Here is a 21,483-nt window from a genome sequence, read left to right on the forward strand (position 1 = left end):
GCCCCGGGTCAAGCCCGGGGTGACGGGAAAATACAACAGTGGCTTATATGGGTTCCCAACCTAGAAGCGCGCTGTCAGCGATACGCTCAGATTGCGGCCCGGCTGGGTCCAGGCGTCCATTACGGCGCGATTGGCCGCGGTGTCGGCAAGGTTCCTGAGGTCCGACCATTCGATATATTTCTCGTCGAGCAGGTTGAAGAGGCCGGCGCGCAGGGTGAAATGCTCGCCCAGCTTCGCATAGGCGGTGAGATCGATCACCGTGTGGCCGTCGGACGGAATGGTGCTCGTCAGCCGCGCCTCCTTGGCGCCGACGAAGGTGGCGATCACCCGCCCGCCGAAGCGCTGTTCGCTGTCGTCCCAGCCCGCGCCCAGCACGAACTTCAGGGGGTCGATCGACTCCAGCGGCGCTTCCACCCCGTCGCGGTCGGTCGTGCCCTTGGCCCAGGCCATGGCGCCGTCCAGAGTCACGCCCGCGACCGGCACCACCGAGAAGCGCGCTTCCGCCCCATGGATCTTCGCGGATTCGAGGTTGATGAACTGGAAGAGGAGCGGATTGCTGATGCTGCCGGTTCCGCCCACCGCCTCGCGGCTGATGAAATTCTTGTAGCGTCCGGTGAAGGCCGTCACCATGCCCGTCACCGGCCCCGAGGCGATGCGGATTCCGCCTTCGAAGCTCTCGCTGGTTTCCGGCTTCAGCTCGGGGTTCGGCACCACCTTGTAGGCGGCGAATGGCGAGGTCAGATTCTCGAAGAACTGGTTCATCTGCCCCGGCGCCGGCGGCTTGAAGCTCCGCGCGTAGGAGCCGACGAGCGAGAAGCCCTCCGACACCCGCCAAGTCACGCCCAGCTTCGGCGAGAAGCGCGAGCCGGACGTTTCGAGTCCCTGGAAATCGGGCAGCAGCGGGTCGTCCTGCGGGTCCAGCTTGAAATGGTCGAAGCGGATCGCCGGGAACAGGATCAGGCCGCTGTCGCCGAAGCGGATCTCGTCGCCGACGAAGGCGCCGACCAGCGTATAGTCCGTCACCGGGAAAGCGCGGCTGGGGAAGACGTCGGGCGCCGTGGGCACGGTGCCGTCGCGCAGGCCTTCCTGCCTGGTGAAGCTCATGTCTCCCCCGGCCGAGAGCCGGTGGCTGACGCCGCCGGTGTCGAAGCCCAGGGTCACGTCGCCGGCCGCGCCCCAGACGCGGTTGTCGAAGGTGTTGATCCGGGTGCGGTCGGCGGCGGTCAGCCGGTCCTCGTGCGATTCCTGGCGGTTGCGCCCCTGCTGCCAATAGCCTGTGACCTGCGCGCTTTCGACCAGACCGTCGCCCACATAGCGCCAGTCGAGGGAGGCGCGGTCGCGTTTCACCCGGTCGAAGGCCTGGAGGTCGATGACGGCGGTGCCGGCGATCGGGTTCGGAGCGCGGCCGCTCAGCACGTCGGTGTCCACCCGGTCGCTCAGATGCTCGTAGGTGGCGCGCAGGCTGTGGCCGCCGCCGACATCATAGACGAGCTTCGCCAGCACCGAGTCGGACTTGATGTCCTGCGGGTTCGGCTTGGTGCGGGTGGAGTTCGGGGCGTCGTTCTCGCCCATGTTCTTCAGTTCATGGCCCTGCCGCCGGGTGTAGGCGACCATGGCCGAAAGCGCCCCGGTGCCCCCGGCGAGCACGCCCGTCGCCGACCAGCTGTCGTCGGCGCTTTCATAGCCGCCGCGCGCCATTCCGGCGATATTCCGGCCGTCCTTCAGGAAATCCTGAGGGTCGGCGGTCAGGAAGCTGACGACGCCGGCAAGGCCGTCGCTGCCGTAGAGCGCCGAGGCCGGCCCGCGCAGGATTTCCACCCGCTTGATGAGCGCCAGATCGACATAGTCGCCCCGGCCGGCCAGCTGGGCGCCGAAATCGAAGCCGTCCGGCACGCGGATTCCATCCACCAGCAGCAGCACGCGGTTGCCGTCCAGACCACGGATGTTGAAGCCCGAATTGCCGTCGCGGCCGGTGGAACCGGAGGCGGCGCCGAAGCGGGCGGGCGCGCGGCGGACGGAAACGCCGGGCTCGAAGCGGACGAGGTCGCGGATGTCGCTGACCATATTGTCGGCCATTTCCTCGGCGTCGATCACGGTGACGGTGGCCGGCGCTTCCAGCAGCGACACGGGCGCGCGGGTGGCGGTGACGGTGATCGGCAGAAGCTGCGAGTCGGCGGGCGCGGTATCGGCGGCGGCATCGGCTTCGGCCTGCGCCGCAACGGCCATCGCCAGCATCGGAAGCAGGGAAAGGGTCCTCAAAAGCCCGGCGATCCCGGCCGGCGACCCCTTGGTGCGGTTCATCCTTTTTCCTTTCGCAATCCGCTATCTGCTAGCGGTTCTCATTAGCGGCTCCATGCAAGCGGCGAGACAAGATTGCAAGTGACTCTCAATAGTGGCATCTGCGATTTCACATCCACTGTTGCAGAAAGCGCAAAGCTGCCGATGTCCGCCTCCTCCCCCGTTTCCGATTCCGCCGCCGCGCAGAGCGCGGCAGACTCCACCGCCGCGCTGGCCGCGGCCGCCCGCACCGTCCGCCCGGTCGATCGCGCCGCCGAGCTGGGCATTTCCGAAGGCGAGCTGATCGCCCGGCAGGAAGCCGGTGACGCCGTCCGCCTGCGGCTTCCCGCCGCCGACATCATCCGCCGCATGCCCGAGCTGGGCGAGGTGATGGTGCTGACCCGCAACGCCTCCTGCGTGCACGAGAAGGACGGCCGCTTCGACCATGTCGATCTGGGCAAGGTGATGGGCGTGGTGCTGAACCACGACATCGACCTGCGCATCTTCCTGAACCATTGGGTTTCGGGCTTCGCCGTTTCCCGCCGGCTGGACGATGGCTCGGTGCGCCGCAGCCTGCAGTTCTTCGACGCCAGCGGCGTCGCCGTGTTCAAGCTGTTCGCCCGCCCGGCGACCGACATGGCCGCCTTCGACCGGCTGGTGGCCGATTTCACCGACGCCGACGCTGGGCCGCTCAGCGTCTCCCCGGCGCCGGTGCCGGTCGCCGACCGCCCGGATAGCGAGATCGACCTCGAAGCCCTGCGCGACGGCTGGGCGAAGCTGCAGGACGTGCACGACTTCTTCGCGCTGCTGAAGAAGCTGAAGGTCGGCCGGGAGCAGGCGATGCGGCTGGTCGGCGCCCCCTACGCCCGCGAAGTGCCGGCGGACGCGATCCGCACGGTTCTGGAGCAGGCCTCGGCGCGCGAAGTGCCGATCATGTGCTTCGTCGGCAACAGGGGCTGCATCCAGATCCACAGCGGCCCGGTTCGCAACATCAAGGTGATGGGGCCGTGGCTGAACGTGCTGGACAAGGGCTTCAACCTGCACCTGCGCACCGACCATATCGCCCGCGCCTTCGCCGTCTGGAAGCCGCAGAAGGACAGCGCCGTGCACTCGATCGAGCTGTTCGACGCCGAGGGCGAGCTGATCGCCCAGTTCTTCGGCGAGCGCAAACCCGGCCTTCCCGAACTGGAAAGCTGGCAGGCGCTGGTGCGCGAAGTGGAAAGCCTCGCATGAAGCGGCTGCTTGCCTGCCTCCTTGCCGCGCTGCTGCTGGCGGCGCCCGGCGCCGCGCTGGCGGCGGAGCGCATCGTCTCGCTGGGCAGCGACGCGACCGAGATCCTCTACGCGCTGGGCAAGGGCGACGAGATCGTCGGGGTGGACGACACTTCCATGTATCCGGCCGGCACCGCGAAGCTGCCGAAGCTCGGCTACTTCCGCGCGCTCGCGCCCGAACCGATCCTCGCCGCGAAGCCGACTCTGGTGATCGCCGCCGACGGCGCCGGCCCGGCGACGGTGCTGACGAAGCTGGAAAGCGCCGGAGTGAAGGTGGTTCGGCTGGAATCGCCGCACACGCCCGCCGGCGTCTCCGCCAAGGTGCGCACCGTGGCCGCCGCCACCGGCCGCACGGCGGAAGGGGAGAAGCTGGCGGCCGACATCGCCGCCCGGCTGGCGAAGGTGCCGGCGAACCCGCGCCAGCCGCGCATGCTGCTGCTTCTGGCGCAGGCGCCGGGCCGGCTGCTCGCGGCCGGATCGGAGACGGCCGGCGACAGCTTCATCCGCCTGTCGGGCGGCACCAACGCCTTTCCCGGCAGCGGCTACAAGCCGCTTTCGGCCGAAGGCGCGCTGGCCGCCAAGCCCGACTATATCCTGATTCCCAGCCATGTGCTGGGGCTGGCCGGCGGCCTGGACGCCATCCGCAAGGATCCGGCGCTGGCGCGCACGCCGGCGGCGACGGCCGGGCGGATCATCGTGGTGGACAGTCTGGCGGCGCTGAACTTCGGGCCGCGCCTGCCGGAAGCGGTGGCGAAGCTCGCGCAGCAGACGCGCTGAGGTGGCGACGATCGCCGCGAACCCGCCGGTCCGGCTGGCGCGCCCTGCCCTTGCCGGCGTGGTGCTGGCCGGGCTGCTGGCGCTTTCGGTGCTGCTGAACCTGCGCTTCGGCGCGGTGCCCATTTCCACCGCCGACATGCTGGACGCTTTGGGACTGCGCGCCTTGGGACTGGGCGAGGGGGACGCCGGCAATGTGATGGTGCTGCGGGAAATCCGCCTGCCGCGCCTGCTTTCGGCTCTGGCGGTGGGGGCGACGCTGGCGCTGGCGGGCGCGGCGTTGCAGGCGCTGTTCCGCAACCCGCTTGCCGAGCCCGGCCTGCTCGGCGTCTCCACGGGCGCGGCGATGGGCGCCGCCGTCTGGTTCGTGTTCGGCGCGGCGCTGCTGGCGCCGCTTGTCGCCATCGCCTGGCTGCAACCCTTCCTGCTTCCGGGGCTTGCCTTTCTGGGGGCGTTGCTGGCGATCCTGGCCGTGCTGTCGCTCGGCCGGCGTGGCGGCCCGGGGGCGACGGTGCTGATGCTGCTGGTGGGGATCGGCGTGAACGCGATCGGCGCGGCGGTGATCGGCCTTGCCACCTTCATGGGCACCGACACCGAGATGCGCGCCCTTTCCATCTGGCTGCTCGGCTCCTTCGCGCAGGTGGAATGGCCGGTGCTGGGCCCGGCGCTGCTGCTGATGGCGCTCGCCGCCTTCGGGCTGATGCGGACCGCGCGCCTTCTCGACCTGCTGGCGCTGGGGGAGGCCGAAGCGCGACATCTGGGCATCGACACCGACCGCCTGCGCCGCCGGCTGGGGCTGCTGACGGCGGTGGCCGTGGGCGCCGCCGTTTCCATTTCCGGGATCATCGGCTTCGTGGGGCTGGTGGTGCCGCACATGGTGCGCCTTGCCGTCGGCCCGGCGCACCGGGCGCTGATGCCGCTGGCGGCGCTGGGCGGAGCGCTGGCGCTTTCCGCCGCCGATCTCGTCGGCCGTCTCATCGCCTTGCCGGCGGAAGTGCCGGTGGGCATCGTCACCGCGCTGGTCGGCGCGCCGCTGTTCATCGCCATGCTGCTGAAGAACGCGCGGGGCCTGTCGTGAGGATCGAGGCGCGCGACATCCACGTCCGCCGGGGCGCGAACCCGGTGCTTTCCGGCGTGACGCTGGCTTTCGCCGCCGGCGAGGTGGTGGCGCTGGCCGGGCCGAACGGCGCCGGCAAGTCCACTCTTCTCGACACGCTCTGCGGCGAACTGCTGCCTAGCCGGGGCGAATTGCTGCTGGACGGCGAGCCGCTGGCGCAGGTCTCGCTGGAAAGCCGCGCCCGCCGCCGGGCCATGCTGCCGCAGCGCGCCGGGGTGGCCTTCGATTTCAGCGTGCGGCAGGTGGTGGAAATGGGCCTCCACCCGCACGGCATCGCCGCCAGCCGCCCGGACGGGCAGCGGCTGGTGGAAGACGCGATCCTCGACATGGACCTGCGGCATCTGGCGGCCCGCCCCGTCACCCGGCTTTCGGGCGGGGAACAGCAACGCGCCCATATCGCCCGCATTCTGGTGCAGGCCCGCGCCATGGAACGGCCGCTGCTGCTGCTGGACGAGCCCACCGGCGGTCTCGATTATCGCCACCAGTTCGCGCTCGCCGACGTGCTGCGCCGCGCGGCGAGGAACGGCGCGACGGTGATCGTCTCGCTGCACGATCTGGCGCTGGCGGCGCGCGTGGCGGACCGGCTGCTGCTGATGGAATCGGGCGCCATCGTCGGCGACGGCCCGCCCGCCGAGCTGCTGACGGCGGAGCGCATCGCCGGGCTTTACGGGCTGGACAGCCGGTCCGCCGCCGGGCTTGTGCCGCAGGCGGCTTGAAAGGACGACATATGAAATCGCTGGTACTGCTGCTGGCTTTGCTGGCCTTTCCCGCCCTTGCCGAAGGCGTCTGCGTGCCGGCCGGGCAGTGGCAGGCGGGAAGCGCGCCTCTCGCCGCCGACGCCGCGCTGCAGACGATCCGCGCCAACCGCGTGCTGCTGCTGGGCGAGAAGCACGCCACTCCGGCCCACCACCAATGGCATGCGCAGACGATCCGCGCGCTTCTCGATTCCGGCCAGCCGGTGGTGATCGGAATCGAATATCTGCCGCGCTCCATGCAGTCGGTGCTGGACCAGTGGGTGGCCGGCGAACTGACGCCGGAAGCCTTTTTCGAGAAGAGCCGCTGGGCGGAGCTGTGGCGGCACGACTTCGACGCCTATCGCCCGCTGTTCGACCTGGCGCGGGAGCGGAAGATTCCCATGCTCGCCCTCAACATAGACCGGGATTTCATCCGCCAGGTCAGCCGCGAGGGCTTCGACAAGGCCGCCGCCGGCTTTCCGGGTGGCGCGCCGGTCGGCAAGCCGGCCGAGCCGGACCCAGCCTATGCGCAATCGCTGACCGACGTGTTCCGCCAGCACGCCCGCGAGGCAAGCCCCGAGGCGGTCGCGCGGTTCATCGCCGCGCAGACGGTGTGGGACCGGGCCTTCGCTGAAGGCCTACGCGACGCGCTGGCCGCCCACCCCGGGGCCCTCGCCGTCGGCGTGATGGGCCAGGGGCATGTGGAAAATGGCCATGGCGCCGCGCACCAGTTGCGGGCGCTGGGGCTGCCACAGGTGCTGACGGCGGTTCCGGCCGCCGGCTGCGACACGCCCGCGACCGCCGGAGACCTGCTCTACGGCGCCGGCTGAGGGCAGGGGCCGGAGCGCAGGATACGCACGGCCCAGCCGCCCGACACGCCGGCCTCCGGCCGCACGACCTTCACCTCGCAACTGCCGCGCAGCACGTCGCGGTAACGCTCCAGTTCCCGGCGGAAATGCTGCGGTTCCTGCCGGTAGCGATCGTAGTTCACGAACAGGGCATAGTCGGCGCGGCAGCTTTCCATGCGCTCGGGGGCGACATTGCCGAGGTCGATCACCGGCCGGCCCACCCGTTGCGCCTCCACCTTGTCATAGCCGATCTTGCCGGCCAGCGCCGCCTTCGGGTCGACGCAGCCGGCCGCGCCCAGCGGGAAGCGGAACCGCCACGGGCCCTGGAACAGATCGAAGGCGGCATGCTCGATCAGGATGCTGCTGCCCGGCGGGACATGCGCGCGCACCCAGTCCGACGCGATCTGCCTTGTGTCATTCTGCCGTTCCCGCGCGCGGGAAAGCGTGCCGTGCAGCATCGGCAGCAGCAGCAAAAACAGGCCGGCGGCTTCCGCCCATGGCAGCCTGCGCCCGAAGCGGAGGCGAAAGGCGTTCGAAAGCGCGGACAGGGCATAGGCCGCCGCCAGCGCCATATAAGGCAGCAGCGGCACCACCCACCGTTCCCAGCGCAGGGGCTGCGCCACGATCACCGCCGCCAGCAGCAGCGCCGCCGGGAACAGCGCGGTCGCCGCCTGCGGCGCCCTGCGCCACATGAGGCCGACACCCGCCACCGACAGCAGCAGCCCGGCGGCGCCGAACGCCGTGCGCAAAGGCCCGCGCAGATACCAGAGAAGATTGCCGATCGGCCCTTCCCCGGTCGCGCTGGGGTGCGCCGGGCGGGCTTCGCCGGCGAGGTCGCGCAGCAATGTCTGGTGATCGAGAAGCAGGAAGGGAGAGGCCAGCAGCAGCCCGGCCGCCGCCGCCGCCAGCAGCAGCGCGATCCGCCGCCAGCCGCCGCGCCGCCATAAGGCCGCGCCGAGCGGATTGGCGAGGACCAGCGCCGCCGGCCATTTGGTGGCGCAGGCCAGCCCCGCCCAGAGGCCGGCGCGCAGATAGTCGCCGCGCCGGCCATGCTCCACGATGGAAAGCGCGGCGCTGCTCGAAAGCAGCATGAAGAGGCTCGCCTGCACATCGGTGCGGATGAGCTGCGAATAGCCGACATGCAGCGGGCTGGCCGCCAGCAGCGTCGCCGCGACGAGTCCGAGCCGCGCCCCGCCGATCCGCCGGCCGATCCGCCAGAGCAGAAAGATACAGCCCAGCCCACAGAGCAGGATGAAAATCCGCGCCGGCAGGAAGAGGATTCCGGGATCGGCATAGACGGCCGCCACGAAGGCGTCGGTATCCGCGAAACGCCCTGTCGCAAGGCCCAGCGCCGCCACGCCCAGGCTGACCAGCACCAAGCTATATAGCGTCACAGTCCCCGGATGGCCGAACCAGTGCGGATTCAGGCTTTTGTTGCGCAGCATGTCGAGCGCGGTCGTCATGAACAGCGGCTCGTCCGGGTCGTTCAGCGCCGGCAGGCCGAAGCCTATGCCATTCAGCCGCAGCAGCGCCCCCGCGCACATTATCAGCGCCAGCAACCAGGCTTCCCCCCGGGTTGCCGGTTGCGTGTTGCGGGCTGGGGCGAACGGTTCCGTCATGCTGTCGAAAGCCAAGACGTGGAGCAACGATGCATACCGTAATTCTGGCCGGCGGCCTGGGCACGCGCCTGGGCGAGGAAACCGTCGTGAGGCCGAAACCGATGGTGGAAATCGGCGGCAAGCCGATCCTCTGGCACATCATGAAGATCTATTCCGCCAGCGGATTCAACGACTTCATCATCTGCCTCGGCTACAAGGGCTGGCTGATCAAGGAATATTTCGCCAATTATTTCCTGCACAGTTCCGATGTCACGATCGACCTGCGCGGCGGCAATGGCCTCAACGTCCACCACGCTCGTAGCGAGCCCTGGCGCATCACCCTCGTCGACACCGGCGCCGAGACGATGACCGGCGGCCGCCTCGCCGCCGTGCGCGACTATCTGGACCCGGACGAGCCCTTCTGCTTCACCTATGGCGACGGCGTGGCCGATATCGACGTCGGCGAGTTGGTGCGCTTCCACAAGGCCCATGGCCGGCGCGCGACCATCACCTCCGTCACCCCGCCCGGCCGCTTCGGCGCGCTGGAGTTCGAGGAAGAACGGGTGACCAGCTTCCGCGAAAAACCGGCCGGAGACGGCGGGCGGATCAACGGCGGCTTCTTCGTCGCCGACCCTTCCGTGCTCGACCTCGTGGAGGGGCCGCAGACCAGTTGGGAAACCGGGCCGCTGGAAGCGCTGGCGCATGGCGGTGAACTGATGGGCTATCGCCACGACGGCTTCTGGCAGCCGATGGATACGCTGCGCGACAAGCTCTATCTGGAAGAGCTCTGGAAGACCGACCGCGCGCCATGGAAGCGCTGGTGAGCGCCGCATGGGCGGGCCGCCGCGTTCTGGTCACGGGAGATACCGGCTTCAAGGGCAGCTGGCTCTGCCTCTGGCTGCACGCGCTGGGAGCGGAAGTTTCCGGCTTCGCCCTGCCGCCGCCCACCGCCCGCAGCCTGTTCGAGGCGGCGCGGATCGGCGAGCTGATCCGCCACCACGAAGGCGATGTGCGCGACCCGGATGGCCTGCGCCGGGCGGTGGAGGCGGAACGGCCGGAGATCGTCTTCCATCTGGCGGCCCAGCCCCTCGTGCGGCTGTCCTACGCCGAGCCGGTGGAAACCTATGCCACCAATGTGATGGGCACCGTGCATCTGCTGGAAGCCGCGCGCCGCGTTCCCGGCGTGCGCGCGGTCGTCTGCGTCACCAGCGACAAATGCTACGAGAATCGCGAATGGGTCTGGCCTTATCGCGAGAGCGACCCGATGGGCGGGCACGACCCCTACAGCAGCAGCAAGGGCGCCGCCGAACTGGTGGTCTCGGCCTGGCGGCGTTCCTACCCGGAAGGCCCGGCCATCGCCTCGGTGCGGGCCGGCAACGTGTTCGGCGGCGGCGACTGGGCGGCCGACCGGCTGCTGCCCGATCTGGTGCGCGCCTTCGAGGCGGGCATGCCCCCCCGCATCCGCTCGCCGCGTTCGGTGCGGCCCTGGCAGCATGTACTGGAAGCGCTCGGTGGCTATCTGATGATCGGCGAGCGGATGCTGGCCGGAGAGGCGCGCTTCGCCGACGGCTGGAATTTCGGCCCGGCGCCCGAGGATGCGCGGGCCGTGGCGTGGATCGTGGAGCGGATGCGCGCGCTCTGGGGGGGGGAGGCGCCGGTGGCCGACACCGGCCCTTCCCCGCATGAGGCCGGCGTGCTGCGGCTGGATTGCGCCAAGGTGCAGGCGGCGCTTGGCTGGCGGCCGGCTTTGCGGCTGGAGCAGGCGCTGGAGTGGCTGGTGGCGTGGCACAAGGCGGTGGCTGGCGGCGAGGATGCGCGCGGCATCAGTTTGCGGCAGATCGCGGATTATGCTGCGCTTGCCTCCGGCGGGGCGGACTCTATCCCCCGTCGCCGGATGACGGCAGAAGAAAGCTCGAAGGGGCTCCGCCCCTTTACCCCGGCAGGGACGTGACGCCCCTGCACCCCCGGTTTCAGGAACGGCTTCGAAAACTCACGCGGGAGTGCCAGAAGTAACTGCCGACCACCACCGGGATGGCAAAGCAGAATTGCGCCACCACCGGCTTCAGGCCCGCCACTTCCACCAGCAGCGGCAGGGCCAGCCAGTTCGCGGCGTAAGTGGACAGGTAAAAGCTGGAAAAGGCCAGAAATTCCCGCAGTATATTGCCGCGCGAGCGGAACACGAACAGCTTGTGTGTGGTGAAGGCGAAGCACAGGCTCAGCATCTGCGCCACCCCCAGCGCCACGAGATAATGCAAGGCCGGCGCCACCGCCAGCAGCAGCGGATAGACGCCGAGGCCGAACAGCGTGTTCACGCCGCCCGCCAGCAGGAAGCGCAAGGGGCGGCGGGCCTTCTCCCTCATGCCTCGTCCATCAGCTCTATCCGCATATTCTCGCGCAGCACCTCGCGCGGCAGGAACGGCGACAGATCCTCCAGCGCCGGCGAGGTGATCCGCCCGTCCGGATGGGCCTTGGCGCCCAGCTTGGGGGCGAAGCCCACATGCTCGTCCAGCATCAGTTCGCAGATCACGGGCCCGTCGGTCGCCAGCGCCTGCGCGATCGCCCCCGGCAATTCCGCATGGTTTGCCGCGCGACAATAGGCGAAGCCGAAGGCGGCGGCCACTTTGGCGAAATCGGGGAAGGTGACGTCACTCTTCGGCCCGCCGCCCACTTCCACGCCGTTGAAGAAGTTCCGCTGCGTCTGGAAGATCGACACATAGCCGCTGTTGTTCAGCAGGAACACCTTCACCGGGAAGCCATAGCCGGCGATCGTCTGCATCTCCTGCAGGTTCATCATGATCGAGCCGTCGCCGGCGATGGCGATCACCCGCTTGTCCCCGCCGGTCGCCGCCGCGACGCCGATAGCGGCGGGCAGGTCATAGCCCATGGTGGCGCAGCCGCTGTTGGTCCACAGCCGCTGGCCTTCCCTGATCTCCGCCGCCTGGAAGCTGACGACGCAGGCGCTGCCGTTGCCGGTGACGACGACATCCTCCGGCTGGAGCTGCCGGAACAGCTCGTCCATCGCCACATAGGGGTGGATCAGCGGGCCATGCGCGCGATAATCGGGCAGCACGGCGGGAAAGCGGCGGACGCGCTCGCGCGCCCAATCCAGCCATTCCGCCTGTTCCGCGCTTCGGCCGGCATCCGGTTCGGCCAGCAGCGCCGGAATCAGGTCTTTGAGGTCGGCGACCACCGGCATGTCCGGCACCACATTGGGCTTCTGCAATTCCAGCGGGTCGATATCCACCCAGATCTTGAACGCCTCGCGGGCGAAGCTCTGCCAGTTGTAGCTCACCTGCCGGATATTCAGCCGGCTGCCGAGCACCAGCAGCAGGTCGGCGCTCTGCGTGACCATATTGCCGCCGCGATCGCCCACCGTGCCCGGCCGGCCGCAGTAAAGCGGATGCGCGTTCCACAGCGCGTCATGCGCGTTCCAGCCGGTGACGACCGGCACGCCCAGCCGCTCGATCAGCTTCAGGAAGTCCGCATGCGCGCCCGAAAGCCGCACCCCGCCACCGGCGAACACTACCGGGCGCTTCGCAGCGCGCAGGCGGGCCAGTATTTCGCGCGCGGCCGCCTGCAAATCGGTTTGCCGCCACGGCTCGTCCAGTTCGGCCGGGTCGAAGCCGCGCAGCTTCTCCGGCTCGATCATCGCCGCCTGCACGTTCAGCGGAATGTCCAGCCACACCGGGCCGGGGCGGCCGCTGACGGCCAGATGCAGCGCCTTTTCCAGATGCCAGCGGATGCTGTCCGGCTCGGTCACCATCGCCGCATATTTGGTGATCGGGCGGACCAGTTCCTCGATGTCCAGTTCCTGATCGCCATATTGCCGAAGCGGCAGGCCGGTCGAGCGGACGGTGGTTTCATATTTCACCTGCCCGGACAGCACCAGCATGCCGATCGAATCGACGAAGGCGCCATAGACGCCGGTGATGGCGTTGGTGCCGCCGGGGCCGGAGGTGACGTTCACCACCGCCAGCCGGTTGGTCAGGCGGTAATAGGCTTCCGCCGCCATCGAAAGCGCCTGCTCATGGTGGGTGAACAACGTCTTCAGGCGCGGGTGCGTGCCCAGCGAATGGTTGAGGTGCATGGCGCCGCCGCCGGTTAGCATGAATGTCTGTTCGATGCCCTTGTCGGCCAGAAACTGCGCGAGCCAGTTGGAAAGCTTCATCTTCGTCATGGGATCTCTCTGGGGGTCCATCCATTCGCCAGCGCCGTGCGCCGGATCGCCTCGTCGAGGCCGATGCGGGGAAAAAGCCCGAGCGCCGCGCGGATGGCGGCGGTGGAGGGCACATAACGGCCGGGATTCCAGCCGGGGTCGGGGCGGCCGAGAATCTCGACTCCGGGGCCGCCCAGCAGGCCAGCGGTGCGGCGGGCGAGATCGGCGATGCTGACGGCTTCCTCGGAACCGATGTTGAACACCGCGCCTGCTTCTCCGGCCAGCAGCAGCGTCCACAGCCATTGCGCGAGGTCGGCGGCGTAGAGGTAGGAGCGCACCGCCTGCCCACTGCCCTGCACGCGGATGGTCCGGCCGGTCATCGCGTCGCGGATGAAGTTGCCGGCGGCGAAATGGATGTCCAGCGGCAGCAGCGGGCCGAGCAGCGCGAAGATGCGGGCGTTCACCACATCCAGCCCGAATTGCCTGCCATAGATGGCGCAGAGCATTTCCGCTGCGCGCTTGCCTTCGCCATAGGCCGAGCGGGGGTCGCATTGGTCCGGGCCGCCGCGCCAGTCCTCCCCCACATGGGAGATTTCCCAGGGCTGCGGGCCATAGACCGCGCCGGAACTGAGGAAGAAGAAGCGCCGGGTTTCGCACGCCACCGCCATGTCCAGCGCGCGGCGGGTGCCGGTGACTATGGTGTCGAACATGCGGCGCGGGTCGCGGGCGTTCAGGTCGGCGCTGGCGTCGGTCGCGGCGTGGATGACATGGGTGAAGCGACCGGAGGGAGGCAGGAAATCCAGCACATCGCCCGCGACCATCTCGAACCGCCGGGCGAGATGCGGCGCGCGCGCGGCGAAGGCCGCAGGGTTGCGGCTGAGCAGGGTGACCGTCGCATCCGTGTCGGCGCGGGCCAGCACCTCCAGCATCCAGCGGCCGATGAAGCCCGTTCCTCCGGTCATGAAGAGGCGCGCGCCGCTGAGGCGCGGCCAGAGCGGCGCCAGCGCTGCCCCCACGCGGGCGAGATCCTCTTCCAGTATCGGGTTCATGCCAGCCCCAATGTCGGGCGGTGCAGCCGGTGGGCGCGGGCGACGCGCGCCAGACTGTCGAGGCTGAGCGCCCAGAGGATCAGCACGACGAGCCCGGGGCGCAGGAAATGCCCGGCGGTCAGGCCGAAGCTGGGGATGACCGGACGGCCGCTAAGCCAGCCGTTGCTGTTCAGCTCGAGGATGCTGGCAAGCGGCCAGTCCGCCACCAGACAGAGGAGATAGGCCGAAACGATGGCCGCGATCGGCCCGGCGCCCTTCCATCGCTCGAGAAACACCAGAAACAGCAGGAAGGCCTGTGTGTAGCCGCCCGGCGATTGGGTGACGAGATAGACTCCCAGCAGCAACGCGGCGATCCGCTGCGGGGAAAGCGCGCGCGGCTGCACCCAGGCGGCGGCCAGCGCCAGCAGCGCCACCACCTGGCTGGCGCGGATGATAAGCGGCACCAGCCATTCGATCCGCTCCACCGTTTGCGACGGCACGAAATCGAGGAGCGGGATCGGCGCCAGCCGCAGCATCAGGAGCGGCGCGTAGCTGGTGGAATAATTCACCTCGTTCCACACCTGCCCGCCCTGATAGACGATCCAGTTGGCGGTGTTGGAGACGATTTCGCCGGGCGTGCCGCCGCCCACGGCGGCCAGCGTCAGCAGGTAAAGCCCGATGGTGGCGAGCCCGGCCCATTCCAGCGGCCGCCATTCGCGGCTGAAGGCGCGGCCGAGCGCCGGCAGCAGCAGATAGGGCTTGAAGTTGATGGTCGCGGCAACGGCCAGCGCCCGCCAGCCTTCCGAGCGCAGCAAGGGGCCATGGGCGAGCATGAAGCAGGGAAGCGCCGCCAGGATCAGGTTCCCGCGCTCCAGCGTGAACAGCAGCGGCAGCCCCAGCCCGAAGGCGATGGCCCGCATCGGCGCGGTTGCGCGATCGGCGCGGCGAAAGCTCAGCCAGCCCAGCCAGACATTCAGGGCATAGAGGGCGTAGATGGTGAAGCGGGCGAAGCCGTCGCAATCCCGGGCATGGAAGGGAGAGGATAGATAGCAGCCCGGCAGGCTGGCGAGGTCGAGAAAGACGAAGGACAGCGGCGGATAGATGCTGCGCCACACATCATAGGCCCCGGCGTTGTTCGCCCAATAGGCGGTGTTGAACCAGTCCATGAAGGTGTCATTGGTGTCGAACACGAAGGGCTGGGGCAGATAGCCGTGGGCGCGGAAGAACAGCGCCGTAGAGACGAGGCTGGCCAATACGCCGAGCGCCAGAAGCGCTTCGACAAGGCGGGGAAGGCGCGCCACGAGTGCTTAGCGGCCGACCCCCTCCCCCCTATGGGGGGAGGNGAAGTTGATTCGCTCCTCCTCGATCACCAGCGGCACATTGCGGCTCCGCTCGGCGAGCAGCCGCACCTGCTCGCCGATGAGGCCGAGGAACAGCAGGATCGTACCGAAAAGAAGAAGGCCCAACGAGAGCGCCGCCAGCGGCCAGGCGGGGCCACCGAAAACCGCGACGAGAATTGCAGCAAAAGCGCAGCAAACGGCCAGAGGGAGCACCAACAGCGCCAGCATCAGCGGCAGCCGCAGCAGCGACTTCGCGGACCCCGCCAACCCCGACAGCGCGAAGGACAGCAGGCTGGCGAAACCGTTCTTGCTGGCCCCCGCCGCCCGCTCCGGCCGGTGGAAGGGAAGCAGCGTCAGGCGGAAGCCGCTTTCCACCAGCATTCCGCGGAAGAAAGGCTCCGGCTCGTCCCATTGCGCCAGCGCGTCCACCACCTTGCGGTCGTAAAGGCCGAAGCCGGTCGCGCCCGGAATCACCGGATAGTCGCCGAAGCGGCGCAGGAAACCATAGCCAAGGCTGCGCGCCAGCCTGTTGAGCGGCGAGGCCCGTTCGCTCAACCGCTGGGCCAGCGCTATCTCCGCGCCGCCGCGCCAGGCTTCCAGGAAGGGGCCGATCATCTCGGGCGGGTCCTGGAAATCGGCGCACATGCCAATCACCGCCCGGCCGCCCGCCTGATAGATGCCATGGGTGGGCGAGCGCATCTGCCCATAGTTGCGGTTGTTGAAGATCGCCCGGATCCGCCGGTCCTGCGCGCAGAGACGGCGGATCAACTGGCGGGTGCGGTCGGTCGACTTGTTGTCGATCAGGATGATCTCATGGCTTTGCGCGTGCCGCTCGGCCTCCGCCGTGACGGCGGCGCAGATGGCGCGGACATTCGTCTCCTCGTTGAAGCAGGGGATGACGATGGAAAGCTCCGGCTCCGAAGTCATCCCCTATCCTTCCAGAGGCGGATTCCGGTGGCAGGCGCATAAATTTCGGTGAAGAAGGCCAGCAGCGCCAACAAGGCCAGTAGCGCCAGCGCCGGCAGATTATATTTGCGGTCAGGGTCCAGCCGGGGCGCCTCGATCACCTGCACGTCCGACACGCTTTCGGAGGCGAGGCTTTCCACCGTCACCTGTTCGGAGGAACGGGCGTAGATTTCGTAGAGCGCCTGCGCGAAACGATAGTCGCGGTAAAGGTTCAGATACTGGCTGTGCACGTCGGAAAGGCCGGCGACGTTCGGCCCGGCGGCGCCCACATCCGGCCGCGTGCTGCGCCCGATCTGCGCGCGCAGCGAGGCGATTTCGGCGCGCAGCGCCTGCTGCTCGGGATTGTCCGGCCCCTGGAACTGGGCGAGCGTATCCAGTTGCACCTGCTTCGCCTGCAGCTGCGCCTGAAGCCCGACGCGCAGCGACAGCTCCGAGCCGAGCTGCGCTTCCGGCTCGGCGAGATTGTTGCGCTTGCGGAAAGCGTTCAGCGCCTGCTCCGCTTCCGCCACCCGAGCGGAAGCCTCGCGGAAGCGCCCCAGCACCAGTTCGCGCTTGCGCTCGATCCGCTCATGCCCCAGCGCCCGGATGCGCTCGGTGATCGCCGCCAGATAGGCGGCGGTCAGCGCTTCCGAGCGGGCGGCGCTGTGCGTTTCCACCTCGATCTCGACGATGCCGCCGGTCAGCGAATGGATGTCCACGTCGCGGATCAGCGCCAGGCGCGCCTTGTCGGCGCTGGCATAGCCGCCTGGCCCCACCAGCTTCAGCCGCTCGATCACATCGTCGCGCACTTCCGCGCCGCGGGCGATCGCCAGATAGAAATCCACCGGCTGCCGGCCGCCGCCCAGCAGCGCGGCGAAGCCCTGCAACTGCCCGCCGATGGCGCTCATCATCGAGCCGAGGCCGAGGCTGTTGCTGTCCTGCGGCACCAGCTTCGCGCGCGCCACATAGGGCTGCGGCACCACCGCCAGCACCGCCAGCAACAGCGCGGCCGCCGCATAGAGCCGGCGGCGCAGCCGCGCCTCCGACAGGCGCGCCCACCATCCCCCGAACGCCATCATTCCACCAGCGACTTGATGGAGGCCGCGCCCACCAGCCCGCCGAACAGCGTGCCGGAAATGTCGCGCATGCGGGCCCAGAATTCGCCGCGGTTGGCGTCGACCGGCACATAGATGAGATCGCCCGGAAGCGCTTTCGCCGACAGCAGCCTGCCGCCGCCCGCCTCCACCCGGCCGCTGGCGCGGATCACGAAGATCTCGCCCTTGTCGCCCATCTTGCGGACTCCGCCGGCGGCTTTCAGATAGTCGCCGATGCTCTCGCCCTCGCGCCAGGCGAAGGAGGCCGCGCTCGGCACCGCGCCGAACACGCCGACGGTGATCGGGCGCGGCGGCACATAGATGCTGTCGTTATTCTCCAGGATCAGCTCTTCGGGCAGCGTGGTGGCGTTCACCGGCAGGTCGAACACCAGCCGCCCGTCCGGCTCGCGCGCGCGCAATTGGGCGACGATGGCGCGCACCAGTTCCAGATTCTGCGTGTTCGCCAGTTGCGCGCGGTTGACCGAGGTGAGCGGCTCCGCGCTCAGTTGCAGTTCCATGTCGCGGATGGCGCGATCGAAGCTGTCGCGCTGCTGCGCCTTCACGCTTTCGCGGGTGATGACGCTGGCGAAGGGGAAGGCGCCGCCGGTCAGGCCGCCGGCCTTTTCCACCACATCGGCGAGCCTTGTGCCCGGCGCGAAATAATAGCGGCCCGGCTTCGCCACCTCGCCGCTGATGGTCACCAGCACCGGCTGCTGCTCGACCGGGCGAGCGATGCCGACGCCGGAGAGCACGCGGATCACGTCGCCGCGCCGCGCCTTGCGGCTGGCGGCCTCTCCGGCACCCAGTTCCTGCCAGCCGGCGTTGCCGGCGCCCAGCGCGTCCAGCAGCATCAGCCGGCTGCCGTCGGCGACGGTGTTGATTCCGCCGGCGTAGAGCAGCGCATCCTCCAGCGTCTCCCCGGCGCCGACTTCGAAGATGCCCGGCTGGTTGACGCTGCCGATCACCGCCACCTGCACGCCGGCGGGGGCGATGTAGATGACGTCGCCGTTGCGCAGCACGGAGTCGCCGCTCTTGTCGCCCTTCAGCAGCAGGTCGTAGAGGTCGAAGTCGCTGACCAGTTGCCCGCCGCGCCGAAGCTGGATGGAGCGGAAGCTGCCGCCGGCCGAAGGCCCGCCCGCCGCCAGCACGGCGTTGACGAGGGTGGAAAGGCTGCTGACGGTGAAGGAGCCCGGCCGCGCCGCGAAGCCGGTGACATAGACGGTGATGCCCTGCAATTGCGCCACCGAGACCGTGAGGTCGAAGCCGCGATACTGGCGGGAGACGGCCGCCGCGACCGCATCGTGCAGATCCCGCTGCGCCACCCCGCCAACGCGCACCGCGCCCACGCGCGGGATGAAGATTCGCCCGTCATTGTCCACCTTCAGCCGAAGGTTGCTGGCCTGCACCGAGCCGGTCAGCCCCAGCAGCAGTTCGTCGCCGGGGTTGATCCGGTAGTCGGGCGGGACGGCGGCGGTGACGGGCGCGGCGAAATCGCCGGCGCCGGGAACCAGCAGACTGGCGCCGAAACGCCGCAATGGCGTTCCGGCCGCATCGGAAACGAAACGCTCATATTCGCTCGGCTCGGGCGGCGGAGGCGGCGAGGCCTGCGGCGGCTCGGCGGGCTTCGCCGCCGGCCGGGCTGCCGATCCCTCGATCACCGCCGGCGCGAAGGGCGCGGATTCGACCGCGGGCACCGCCACCTGCCGCGACGCGGCGCGGCGGCCGCTCTGCTCCGCCGCGCCCGACTGCGCCTGGTCGGCGGCGGAAACGGGCGGCATGAACTGCGCCTGCGCCGGAACCATCAGAAAGACGGACACCGCCGCCGCGAAAAGCCGTTTCGAAACCGTCACCAGGGATTTTTCCAACCGTCGCCCATGGGAAGCCCGGCTTCGGGCGCCAGCAGCAGGCCCGCCGCATCGGCCCATGTCCCGGGATCGGAGGCGGCGAGGATTCCGAAACCCCGGCCGACGCGATAGGGCTCACCCGACCAGTCCGTCACCATCCCGCCGGCCTCGGTCAGGAACAGGGCGCCGGGCGCATGGTCCCACGGCAGGTTGCGCTGGAACAGGGCGATGTCCTCTTCCCCCGTCACCAGCCGGGGGTAGCTGGCGGCGGCGCAGCGCGGCACCGGCACCACTTTCAGATGCGTTTGCGCATGGGCGTGCACCTTCGCCCGCTCCCCGGCGGAGAGGAAATGCGTGCCCAGCGCCGCAACCGGCGGCCTGCGGCCGCTTGGCCGCGCGCGCAGCTTCTCGCCGTCCAGAGTCGCGCCCCTGTTGCGCTCGGCGAGGCACAGGCGCCCGTCGCGCGGATCGAGGATCAGCCCCAGAAGCGGCACCCCATCCTCCACCAGCGCCACCATCATGCCGAAGGGGCCGTTACCGGAGGCGAAATTGGCGGTGCCGTCCAGCGGGTCGACGAGCCACAGCAGGCCCTGCCCCACATCGTCCAGCAGCGCCGGATCCTCGGCGGCCGCTTCCTCGCCGACGATGCGGATGCCGAGGTCGAGCGCTTCCAACCCGTCGCGCAGGCGCAGCTCGGCCTCGCGGTCGGCCACGGTGACGATCTCGCCGGGGCTTTTTTCCTGCACGTCGCCGGCGGCCAGCGCCCGGTGGCGCGGCATCACCACCTCAGCCGCCACCTCGCGCATCAGCGCCGCGACCCTTTCGGCAAGCGGCATGGTTCAGGCCGCCGCCAGCCGCCTGCGCTTGCCGGCCAGGCTGCGCTCGCGCATCATGCGGATGCGCGGCATGTCCTCGTCGGCGATGGCGGCGTAATAATCGCGCTTGTTCTCCAGCCAGGCCAGCTCGAACTCGACGGCATTGGCGATCCCGGCTTCGATCTGCGCGCTTTCGACGGCGGCGCCGTCGAAGATCACCTTGCGCGTCTCGAAACGGTCCAGCCTGACCGAGCGGATCTCGCGCAGCGCCGGCAGCGCCTCCAGCGCCACCGATCCGCCGACGACGAGTTCCAAGTCGCTGGCGGCGCAAGACTTGGCCACCTCCAGCACCGCGTCGGTGATGGAGCGCTCGTTGATGGCGCCACGCGGCATTCCTCGCGACAGGGTGAAATCCACCCGTCCGAAGACGATGCCGTGCAGCCCCTTCCGGGCGAGCGGCAGCATAGCCGGCAGATTCTCCAGCGCCGTCTGGGTTTCCAGATTGAACAGGAAATGCGCGCCGCTGTCGTCCGCCTCCCCATAAACCTTGGCGCGGGCATCGACGAATTTGGAGAGCGCATAGGGCGTCTCCACCATCGGCGCGATAATATGGTCGGCGCCATAGAGGCGCGAGGCGTGAAGGTCGGTCACGGCCTCGCAGCCGCCGATCTTCAGCGCCAGCCCCAGGTCGGCGCGCCAAGCCAGCTCCAGCAAGCGCAGAAGCTCGTCCGGGCGGGTTCCCTCCGCCTCGAACTCGGCCTTCACCGCGACGACGCCGAACTGGTCCCGCCCCCTCTTCAGCATGTCCAGCATGCGGCGTTCGGTCTGGTTCACAAGCACCTCCTCAGCAAAGCCCTCAGCAAAACCATGTGGCTGGAAGGGGAGACGGAGCGTCGGCGGCTGTCCCGCAAGGAACGGCGCCGCGAAAAATTTTCGCGGGGAGTCTTACGGGATCGCCCCGACGCCTCCGTCGGAAAGCATAATGAGACCTGCGACACCCCTGCTTCTGGTCCTCATCATCCTGTCTCCCGCCGGAGACGGAGCGCCGGCGTTCGCGCAAGCTTCCGCCCTGCCCGAGGGCAATGGAGCCCGCTTTCGCGAACGCATGCTGGCCTGGACGGGCCAGGCCCCCGACCCGTCCAGGCCGAAGCTCCGCCCGACTGAAGCATTTCCCGCCATTTCCTCGCCCTTCGGCCCGCGCCGCGACCCGCTGGACGGCAGCGCGCGGCACCATGGCGGCATCGACATTCCCGCCCGCCACGGCACCCCGGTCCGCGCTTCGGTCGAGGGCGTGGTGCGCTTCTCGGGCGAGGCGGGAGGCTATGGGAACATGGTGGAGCTGGACCATGGCGGCGGCCTCGTCACCCGCTATGCGCATCTTTCCCGCCGTCTGGTCCGCTCCGGGGCCCGGGTTGGCCGGGGCGAGACGCTGGGGCTCGTCGGCTCCAGCGGCCGCGCGACTGGCAGCCATCTGCATTTCGAGGTCCGCGAAGCGGGGCGCGCCGTTGCCCCGGACGGCTACTTCCAGCTTGACGCGCCGCCCTCGCAGCAGGCAGGGGCGCTGCCACATCGATCCGCCTTCGCGCGGCAGCGCGATTCCATCGCGGCCGTGGCCGAGGCGGCCCCGTGAACGGCCACTCCC

Annotated in this window: 19 protein-coding genes; 8 read left to right on the forward strand and 11 right to left on the reverse strand. The window is 69.3% G+C overall.

Features of this window, described 5'->3' with window-relative positions; translation table 11 throughout:
• Nucleotides 1-60 precede the first annotated feature (60 nt).
• Nucleotides 61-2,301, reverse strand: a complete 2,241-nt coding sequence (locus L6Q21_RS05810; protein ID WP_237829723.1) for a TonB-dependent hemoglobin/transferrin/lactoferrin family receptor — start codon at nucleotides 2,299-2,301, stop codon at nucleotides 61-63.
• A 141-nt stretch (nucleotides 2,302-2,442) separates the two neighbouring features.
• Between L6Q21_RS05810 and L6Q21_RS05815 the strand changes: the two genes are divergently transcribed.
• From L6Q21_RS05815 to L6Q21_RS05835, 5 genes are read left to right on the forward strand one after another with little or no spacing between them, the layout of a single operon-like run.
• Nucleotides 2,443-3,510, forward strand: a complete 1,068-nt coding sequence (locus L6Q21_RS05815; RefSeq protein WP_237829724.1) for a hemin-degrading factor — start codon at nucleotides 2,443-2,445, stop codon at nucleotides 3,508-3,510.
• Nucleotides 3,507-4,325 (forward strand): heme/hemin ABC transporter substrate-binding protein, encoded by an 819-nt coding sequence (locus L6Q21_RS05820; protein ID WP_237829725.1) that lies wholly within the window; start codon nucleotides 3,507-3,509, stop codon nucleotides 4,323-4,325. Before L6Q21_RS05815 ends, L6Q21_RS05820 begins: the two co-directional genes overlap by 4 nt.
• A 1-nt stretch (nucleotide 4,326) precedes the next feature.
• Nucleotides 4,327-5,400: a FecCD family ABC transporter permease gene (locus L6Q21_RS05825; RefSeq protein WP_237829726.1), complete on the forward strand. Its 1,074-nt coding sequence runs from the start codon at nucleotides 4,327-4,329 to the stop codon at nucleotides 5,398-5,400.
• On the forward strand, nucleotides 5,397-6,155 hold the full coding sequence (locus L6Q21_RS05830; protein ID WP_237829727.1) for a heme ABC transporter ATP-binding protein: 759 nt from the start codon (nucleotides 5,397-5,399) through the stop codon (nucleotides 6,153-6,155). The genes L6Q21_RS05825 and L6Q21_RS05830 overlap by 4 nt, the downstream gene beginning before the upstream one ends.
• Before the next feature lie 11 nt (nucleotides 6,156-6,166).
• Nucleotides 6,167-7,003 (forward strand): ChaN family lipoprotein, encoded by an 837-nt coding sequence (locus tag L6Q21_RS05835; protein ID WP_237829728.1) that lies wholly within the window; start codon nucleotides 6,167-6,169, stop codon nucleotides 7,001-7,003.
• Here the strand turns inward: L6Q21_RS05835 and L6Q21_RS05840 are convergent.
• On the reverse strand, nucleotides 6,988-8,640 hold the full coding sequence (locus L6Q21_RS05840; protein WP_237829729.1) for an ArnT family glycosyltransferase: 1,653 nt from the start codon (nucleotides 8,638-8,640) through the stop codon (nucleotides 6,988-6,990). The two genes, L6Q21_RS05835 and L6Q21_RS05840, sit on opposite strands and share 16 nt — an antisense overlap.
• A gap of 29 nt (nucleotides 8,641-8,669) precedes the next feature.
• Between L6Q21_RS05840 and rfbF the strand changes: the two genes are divergently transcribed.
• Nucleotides 8,670-9,443 carry a glucose-1-phosphate cytidylyltransferase gene (gene rfbF, locus L6Q21_RS05845; protein WP_237829730.1) on the forward strand — a complete coding sequence of 258 codons (774 nt, stop codon included), beginning with the start codon at nucleotides 8,670-8,672 and terminating at the stop codon, nucleotides 9,441-9,443.
• A complete protein-coding gene (rfbG, locus tag L6Q21_RS05850) occupies nucleotides 9,440-10,570 on the forward strand; it encodes a CDP-glucose 4,6-dehydratase (RefSeq protein ID WP_237829731.1) in 1,131 nt (376 codons plus the stop codon). Before rfbF ends, rfbG begins: the two co-directional genes overlap by 4 nt.
• A 19-nt stretch (nucleotides 10,571-10,589) precedes the next feature.
• On the opposite strand, the gene L6Q21_RS05855 is transcribed toward rfbG, so the two are convergent.
• The 9 genes from L6Q21_RS05855 to L6Q21_RS05895 form a co-directional block, all read right to left on the reverse strand.
• Nucleotides 10,590-10,979, reverse strand: coding sequence for a GtrA family protein (locus tag L6Q21_RS05855; protein ID WP_237829732.1), 390 nt, complete (start codon nucleotides 10,977-10,979; stop codon nucleotides 10,590-10,592).
• Nucleotides 10,976-12,796 carry a thiamine pyrophosphate-binding protein gene (locus tag L6Q21_RS05860; RefSeq protein WP_237829734.1) on the reverse strand — a complete coding sequence of 607 codons (1,821 nt, stop codon included), beginning with the start codon at nucleotides 12,794-12,796 and terminating at the stop codon, nucleotides 10,976-10,978. The genes L6Q21_RS05855 and L6Q21_RS05860 overlap by 4 nt, the downstream gene beginning before the upstream one ends.
• Nucleotides 12,793-13,824 carry an NAD-dependent epimerase/dehydratase family protein gene (locus tag L6Q21_RS05865; protein ID WP_237829735.1) on the reverse strand — a complete coding sequence of 344 codons (1,032 nt, stop codon included), beginning with the start codon at nucleotides 13,822-13,824 and terminating at the stop codon, nucleotides 12,793-12,795. The genes L6Q21_RS05860 and L6Q21_RS05865 overlap by 4 nt, the downstream gene beginning before the upstream one ends.
• Nucleotides 13,821-15,104 carry a hypothetical protein gene (locus L6Q21_RS05870; RefSeq protein WP_237829737.1) on the reverse strand — a complete coding sequence of 428 codons (1,284 nt, stop codon included), beginning with the start codon at nucleotides 15,102-15,104 and terminating at the stop codon, nucleotides 13,821-13,823. Before L6Q21_RS05870 ends, L6Q21_RS05865 begins: the two co-directional genes overlap by 4 nt.
• A 6-nt stretch (nucleotides 15,105-15,110) precedes the next feature.
• The gene (locus L6Q21_RS05875) at nucleotides 15,111-16,070 is read right to left on the reverse strand and encodes a glycosyltransferase family 2 protein (protein WP_237829739.1); all 960 of its coding nucleotides are present in this window, start codon (nucleotides 16,068-16,070) and stop codon (nucleotides 15,111-15,113) included.
• Nucleotides 16,067-17,167, reverse strand: coding sequence for a capsule biosynthesis protein (locus L6Q21_RS05880; protein ID WP_237829740.1), 1,101 nt, complete (start codon nucleotides 17,165-17,167; stop codon nucleotides 16,067-16,069). The genes L6Q21_RS05875 and L6Q21_RS05880 overlap by 4 nt, the downstream gene beginning before the upstream one ends.
• Nucleotides 17,164-19,032 (reverse strand): SLBB domain-containing protein, encoded by a 1,869-nt coding sequence (locus L6Q21_RS05885; RefSeq protein WP_237829741.1) that lies wholly within the window; start codon nucleotides 19,030-19,032, stop codon nucleotides 17,164-17,166. The genes L6Q21_RS05880 and L6Q21_RS05885 overlap by 4 nt, the downstream gene beginning before the upstream one ends.
• The gene (locus tag L6Q21_RS05890) at nucleotides 19,029-19,862 is read right to left on the reverse strand and encodes an inositol monophosphatase family protein (RefSeq protein ID WP_237829742.1); all 834 of its coding nucleotides are present in this window, start codon (nucleotides 19,860-19,862) and stop codon (nucleotides 19,029-19,031) included. Before L6Q21_RS05890 ends, L6Q21_RS05885 begins: the two co-directional genes overlap by 4 nt.
• Nucleotides 19,863-19,865: 3 nt before the next feature.
• A complete protein-coding gene (locus L6Q21_RS05895; protein ID WP_237829743.1) occupies nucleotides 19,866-20,675 on the reverse strand; it encodes an aldolase/citrate lyase family protein in 810 nt (269 codons plus the stop codon).
• A 148-nt stretch (nucleotides 20,676-20,823) separates the two neighbouring features.
• On the opposite strand from L6Q21_RS05895, the gene L6Q21_RS05900 reads away from it, so the two are divergent.
• A complete protein-coding gene (locus L6Q21_RS05900) occupies nucleotides 20,824-21,471 on the forward strand; it encodes a M23 family metallopeptidase (RefSeq protein ID WP_237829744.1) in 648 nt (215 codons plus the stop codon).
• The last annotated feature ends 12 nt before the right edge of the window (nucleotides 21,472-21,483 follow it).

Origin of the sequence: Sandaracinobacteroides sayramensis, from assembly GCF_022014495.1 — a bacterium.
GTDB lineage: Bacteria > Pseudomonadota > Alphaproteobacteria > Sphingomonadales > Sphingomonadaceae > Sandaracinobacteroides > Sandaracinobacteroides sayramense.

Bases quoted from the DNA above. Each gene is read 5' to 3' on its own strand.
- L6Q21_RS05815 (WP_237829724.1), top strand. From the start codon at position 2,443: ATGTCCGCCTCCTCCCCCGTTTCCGATTCCGCCGCCGCGCAGAGCGCG.
- L6Q21_RS05835 (WP_237829728.1), top strand. From the start codon at position 6,167: ATGAAATCGCTGGTACTGCTGCTGGCTTTGCTGGCCTTTCCCGCCCTT.
- L6Q21_RS05820 (WP_237829725.1), top strand. From the start codon at position 3,507: ATGAAGCGGCTGCTTGCCTGCCTCCTTGCCGCGCTGCTGCTGGCGGCG.
- L6Q21_RS05810 (WP_237829723.1), bottom strand. From the start codon at position 2,301: ATGAACCGCACCAAGGGGTCGCCGGCCGGGATCGCCGGGCTTTTGAGG.
- L6Q21_RS05855 (WP_237829732.1), bottom strand. From the start codon at position 10,979: ATGAGGGAGAAGGCCCGCCGCCCCTTGCGCTTCCTGCTGGCGGGCGGC.
- L6Q21_RS05890 (WP_237829742.1), bottom strand. From the start codon at position 19,862: ATGCCGCTTGCCGAAAGGGTCGCGGCGCTGATGCGCGAGGTGGCGGCT.
- L6Q21_RS05860 (WP_237829734.1), bottom strand. From the start codon at position 12,796: ATGACGAAGATGAAGCTTTCCAACTGGCTCGCGCAGTTTCTGGCCGAC.
- L6Q21_RS05900 (WP_237829744.1), top strand. From the start codon at position 20,824: ATGAGACCTGCGACACCCCTGCTTCTGGTCCTCATCATCCTGTCTCCC.
- rfbF (WP_237829730.1), top strand. From the start codon at position 8,670: ATGCATACCGTAATTCTGGCCGGCGGCCTGGGCACGCGCCTGGGCGAG.
- L6Q21_RS05840 (WP_237829729.1), bottom strand. From the start codon at position 8,640: ATGACGGAACCGTTCGCCCCAGCCCGCAACACGCAACCGGCAACCCGG.
- L6Q21_RS05865 (WP_237829735.1), bottom strand. From the start codon at position 13,824: ATGAACCCGATACTGGAAGAGGATCTCGCCCGCGTGGGGGCAGCGCTG.
- L6Q21_RS05880 (WP_237829740.1), bottom strand. From the start codon at position 17,167: ATGATGGCGTTCGGGGGATGGTGGGCGCGCCTGTCGGAGGCGCGGCTG.